We start from the raw sequence: 4,974 nt of genomic DNA, 5'->3' as shown, positions 1-4,974 counted from the left end.
CGCCTTCCATGAGAAGGCCGGTCGGTGTCAAGTCGGTTCGTCCTTGCTTTTTATCGGGCAAGATTCTCTCTCCGCCGAGCCGCCACTGTCGCCACCCTTCCATCCGCACTCTCGATGAGCGATTTTCGCTCGGTGCCAGTTGAGTGTTCTCGTTACAGCCGGCGCTGCCACCTGTTTGTCGACCTGCGCTTCCATCTCAAAGATAGAAGCTGGGCCAGGCGTTTAACGCAGTCACCGAAACTCGGCTTGGGCTTGGTCTTTCCTCTTCGCGGAAATGGTTTTACGCTGCTGTCGGCAGTGCTGCTCGGTTGCCGTTCTGCAACGGTTCGTAGACTTCTCCGCTTACCCACAGGTGATGCAGTAACACCGCCAGCTTCCGCGCCGTGGCCACGATGGCTCGCTTCTTTCCGTTTCGTCCTCCGCGCCCGGCCAGCTTCAGGCCCCAACGCCGCAGGTCGCAGTCGGGACCAAACGGCCCCAGGATGTGCTGCGCCCCTTGTACCAGCAGGGTTCGCAGATAGGGGTCGCCTTCCTTGCTGATGTGCATCTGCGGCTGGCTCTGCCCCGAGTTCCTTCGTCCCGGCTGCAGTCCCAGGTAACAACCCACGTCGCGGCTCTTGCGAAAGCGATAGGGATCTTCCAGCGTGAGCAAGAAGGTCAGCGCGATCAGCGTGCCCACGCCCTTCACCTGCTTCAACAGGGCGACTTGCGGATAGCTCTGCTTTGCCAGAGTTTCGATTCGCTGGTTGTACTGGCGGATCTGCTCGCTCAGCGACTCGATGGCGGCCAACAACGGCTGCAGGGCCGCTTGCAGCTCCGGACTCAGGCCCTCGGCTTTTTCCGGGTTCAGGTTGCGCACGTTGCAGCCGCGCAGCCGCTGTCCGTAACTCTTGGCCAGTCCGCGAGCCGTGTTGACCAGCGCGGTCCGTGCCCGCACCAGCCCCGCTCGCGCCCGGACCAGCGTCAGATCCGCCTGCGCTTTGGCGCTGCGGTGCTTCACCGGACACAGCAACTGGGGATCGATCCTGGCCAAGCGGGCCAGGGTCTGCGCATCCAGGCGATCGTCCTTGCGCCGGCTTTCTCCGATCAGGCGCACGTTGCGAGCATGCGCCACGATCACCTCGTGGCCCAACTCGCTCAGCCAGCGGCTCACCCAGGGGGAGTGCGTCCCGGTTTCCAGTGCGATCCGGCTGTGCGGCGTCCCTCCGAATGCCGCTTGCAATCCCTTGGCTGTGGTGGGGATCTTTTGCTGCCGCACCAACTCTCCGTTTTCATCCAGAACGCAGTAGTAGCTGAAGCGATCCCCTAGATCCAAACCGATGGTCAGCTTCTGCGGGGAAAAATGGCTGAGCGGCCGTGCCGCTGCGGTGCTACCCTTCTTCATGGCCGGTCTCCTTTATCTCTTGCGCTTCGAGCGCGTCGATCACCTGGGAGCGTACCGCATCCCGTTCGGAGACCGGCCTTCTCATCTCATCTGTTTACAACAAGTTATAGTTATTGAAAGCCGATATGGCGGTTTGTCCACAATGCGGAAAGGTCTGTCGGCCCAGCGGGGGATGGCTGAACAGCGGATTTATTTGCGAGCAGTGCAATCGCTTGCTGCTCCCATCTGAAGCCTACGTGCGTTTCTTGGCAGTCATCAGCATTCTCCCGGCACTTGGGTCGGTGTTCTTCTTTTTTGCCGCTGGATACCTTGAGGCTCTTTTCGTGTTCACGACCTTGTGGGGACTCAGCTATTTGGCCCTTTCCTATGTAGCACATCTGTTGATTCCTCCGCGACTGGTGCTGCGCCATTACGGCTCGCTGGTAACGCTTGATTTGAATGAACGTGACGAACTGGAGCCTACTCCAGACGGTAAACACCCTTCAAACTGAAGGATTACTGGCGTGAAATCGCCATATCACAAGTAATCCGGCTGCTTGTGGTACTGCTTTGATTTCGCGAATTACAACTGCCACAGTGCTGGAGGCTCTCTGTCGAGCATTTCAGATATGGACAGTGGCAGCACCTGCATGTCTGCAGCGCTCTTCACGTCCTTCACTCCGATGTGCAAATACCGACATGCGTATCGGTTTGGTGAGTTACGGTCTCCACCGGCTGGACGAAAGCACAGCGCATAGGCTCCCTTATTTGCATTCAGGTTCATCTCAGCTAGAAAGCACCTGTGATGGGTCCTTGAGTATCCATCCAGCATCTTGAAACACTTGGTCTCATCCAGAGTCATGGCTTCAATCAGTTTAGGCAGTACCGTCAGTTGGCGAAACATCGCCATAGCACTCAGAATCCCCAGACCGGCGAACGAGCGGCGCAAACTTGTGAGAAACGTGATTTCAGCAATTGACTTCCGGATGGCCCGTCACCCAGAAGCGGCTGGGATCGATGCTCAGAAGCCGACTAGGCCGGATATTAGGCCAAGGCCGTAGGTCGCGGTTTCCGGTTCCACATCTGGTATGCGGCCTCGGCGATCAGTTCGTCCGTGAGCCGTCACGACAGTCGGACCCGTCCCGCTTTCCTTATCGAATTTCGATACCATACTTGACGATATTCGATAAATATATTATTGATATTCGATATCGACAAGGAGAGGGTCATGTCAAGGACAGCCTCGTCATCCGCCGCGCTGCCGCTCGTGTACGTCGTGCTGCGAATCCTCATCGTGGTGAACTGGCTGATGGGCGCCGCGCTCGTGGCCCTGCTCGTGGTCATGCCGAACGAGCAGTGGATCATGGCCGCTTTCAAACTTTCTCCTTCGAGCGACGCAGAGCAGTTGATCATGGGCCTACGCGCTGCCGCCGTGCTCGGCCTCGTCGGGATACCGCTGAACTATGCCGTGCTCAAGCGGTTGCTCGCAATCGTTCTCACAGTTCGCGCGGGCGACCCCTTCGTCGCCGCGAACGCCCACCGTTTGCAGGCAATCGCATGGGCGCTGCTTGCGCTGCAGCTTCTCAGCCTCAGCATGGGCGCGATCGGCAAGGCGGTTTCGAGTCCGGCGCATCCAGTCCATCTCGATGCCGGCTTTTCCATCAGCGGCTGGCTCGCGGTACTGCTCACGTTCCTGCTGGCCCGAGTGTTCGCGGAAGGCACGCTCATGCGGGAAGACCTCGAAGGGATTGTGTGACATGGCGATCGCCGTCAGGCTCGACGACCTACTCCACGATCGCCGGATGACACTGACCGACCTGGCGGACCGGGTGGGAATCACGCTGGCGAACCTCTCGATCCTCAAGACCGGCAAGGCTCGCGCGATCCGCTTCTCGACGCTCGATGCGATCTGCGAGGCGCTCTCGTGCCAGCCTGGCGACATTCTCCAACTTGAGCCGGAACAGCCAAAACGCGAGCTAGCGGCGGCGGCCAGCAAAAGAAGCGCAAGCCGATGAAGAGCCTGCGAAGGGGCAAGTCGCGGTAGTTCGGTCTGCTGGGAGCTCACTCGCGGAGGCGACGGTGACAATTGATGTACGTTTTCGGGGCTCATCTCGCTGGTGGCGTTGGCTCATGGCAGCCGGAAACACTCCGTCGAATTGCTCATTCAAGGAGGGCGAATGCTCTTATCTATCCACATTGCTGCAGGAGGGCTTGCGATGGTTCTCGGTGCCCTAGCGCTGTTGGCAAAGAAGGGCGGGACCGTCCACCGCCGCAGCGGGCTGCTGTTCGTCGGTGCCATGCTCGTCCTGGGCATCAGCGCAGCGATCCTGGGCGTTGGCAAGAGTGGTCCCACCGACTCGAATGTGTTCGGCGGCTTGATGACGGTGTACTTTGTCATCACGGCGCTGACCACCGTGCGCCCGGTGTCGTCATGGACCCGCGGTAGTAATGTTGCGGCGCTGGCGGTCGCCGTCGGACTCGCGATCGTCGATAGCGTCGGCGGCGTGAAGGCATGGGAAAGCCCTCGGGGTTTTCTCAACGGCGTCCCGTTCGCGATGTACTTCTTCGTCGCCACCGTCATGGCCCTGGCGGCGATTGGCGATGTGCGCATCATGCAATTCGGCATTCCGCGCGGCGGACCACGCCTGGCGCGGCATTTGTGGCGAATGTGCTTCGCGCTGTTCATCGCAGCCGGATCATTCTTCTCCATCCGCGAGCGGGTGGCAAAGATCCTTCCCGAGCCCTTCACGACCGCGCCGATGCGCACGCTGCCGATCCTGCTGCTGTTTGGCGCGATGTTCTACTGGTTGTGGCGGGTCCGCAGCCGCCGCCCGTTGCCGGTGCTTCTCCGACACGATTTGCTGCCGGTCACCACTCGCGGGAAGTGACGTTTCCGAATGGCCCAAATCCTGCTTGTTTGGGCGATCGTGTGGGCCAAAATTCTCTTGCACCGTCGAAGGTCTGTCGGGTCAATGAGCGGTCGCATTGATCCCGGCGGATGGGGTTGTATCCGCAAAAAAAGCCAGTTCGTGGTTTGTCGGAAATGCGGAAACTGACTAGTGGCCCCCCAACTGGTGAAAAATCGCCATTACGCCAACTATGCCGACGGGACACGCCCCTTCAAGGGTCAGCAGCGGTGGAGTAGCGGTTGCAGTCTTACAGACAGCACTCTCTTGCGCGGGAGAGGAATCGCAAGAGGCGTGTTTCCTTTCGTCAACGATCCTCACGCGCCCGACTTGATAAGCAAAACACTGCTTCCGGACACCCGCCCACCTCGCCAGTTGACGAAAGCAGGGTTTCAGTCGCGGGCACGACTACACCAGGTCCGCTATCTCGAGTTTCTCGCCTTTCCACGAAGTTTGAAACTGCTGCTCCACAAAGCCAGCATCGTAATCACGCTTCTGAGCCTTGAGGGCCTGATGCAGGCCGAATAGGGAGCGCGGATTGCGGGGATTGCGATCGAGGTCCTCACGGAAGACCTTCTCCGCCTCGGCCGGCGCGCCATTCATCAGCAAGGCAGCGCCCAACGATTCGCGTACAGGCGAAAACCAGTCGGGTGGCTCACCATAGTTGAGTTTGTCCTGAACCGCCACGGCATCACGAAGCATGGC

At 59.6% G+C, this 4,974-nt stretch carries 6 protein-coding genes; 4 read left to right on the top strand and 2 right to left on the bottom strand.

Going from position 1 to position 4,974, the window contains the following annotated elements:
• Positions 1–280: 280 nt before the first annotated feature.
• Positions 281–1,384 (bottom strand): IS110 family transposase, encoded by a 1,104-nt coding sequence (locus tag VEG30_08880; GenBank protein HXZ80030.1) that lies wholly within the window; start codon positions 1,382–1,384, stop codon positions 281–283.
• Between the two features lie 212 nt (positions 1,385–1,596).
• Between VEG30_08880 and VEG30_08875 the strand changes: the two genes are divergently transcribed.
• The 4 genes from VEG30_08875 to VEG30_08860 all read left to right on the top strand — a co-directional run bounded on the left by VEG30_08875 (position 1,597) and on the right by VEG30_08860 (position 4,251).
• A complete protein-coding gene (locus VEG30_08875; protein HXZ80029.1) occupies positions 1,597–1,875 on the top strand; it encodes a hypothetical protein in 279 nt (92 codons plus the stop codon).
• A gap of 716 nt (positions 1,876–2,591) precedes the next feature.
• Complete coding sequence (locus VEG30_08870) at positions 2,592–3,119, top strand: DUF2975 domain-containing protein (protein HXZ80028.1); 528 nt, start codon at positions 2,592–2,594, stop codon at positions 3,117–3,119.
• A gap of 1 nt (position 3,120) precedes the next feature.
• Positions 3,121–3,378 (top strand): helix-turn-helix transcriptional regulator, encoded by a 258-nt coding sequence (locus VEG30_08865; protein ID HXZ80027.1) that lies wholly within the window; start codon positions 3,121–3,123, stop codon positions 3,376–3,378.
• Positions 3,379–3,540: 162 nt separating this feature from the next.
• A complete protein-coding gene (locus tag VEG30_08860) occupies positions 3,541–4,251 on the top strand; it encodes a DUF2306 domain-containing protein (protein HXZ80026.1) in 711 nt (236 codons plus the stop codon).
• Positions 4,252–4,677: 426 nt separating this feature from the next.
• Here VEG30_08860 and VEG30_08855 read toward each other — a convergent pair.
• Positions 4,678–4,974 (bottom strand): hypothetical protein (locus tag VEG30_08855; protein ID HXZ80025.1); only part of this gene is annotated, 297 nt, incomplete at its 5' end.

The sequence above is a fragment of the Terriglobales bacterium genome (assembly GCA_035624455.1).
Taxonomy (GTDB): domain Bacteria; phylum Acidobacteriota; class Terriglobia; order Terriglobales; family Acidobacteriaceae; genus DASPRM01.
Note: the sequence above shows the minus strand (reverse complement) of the source record. Positions and strands in the feature narration are given on the sequence as shown.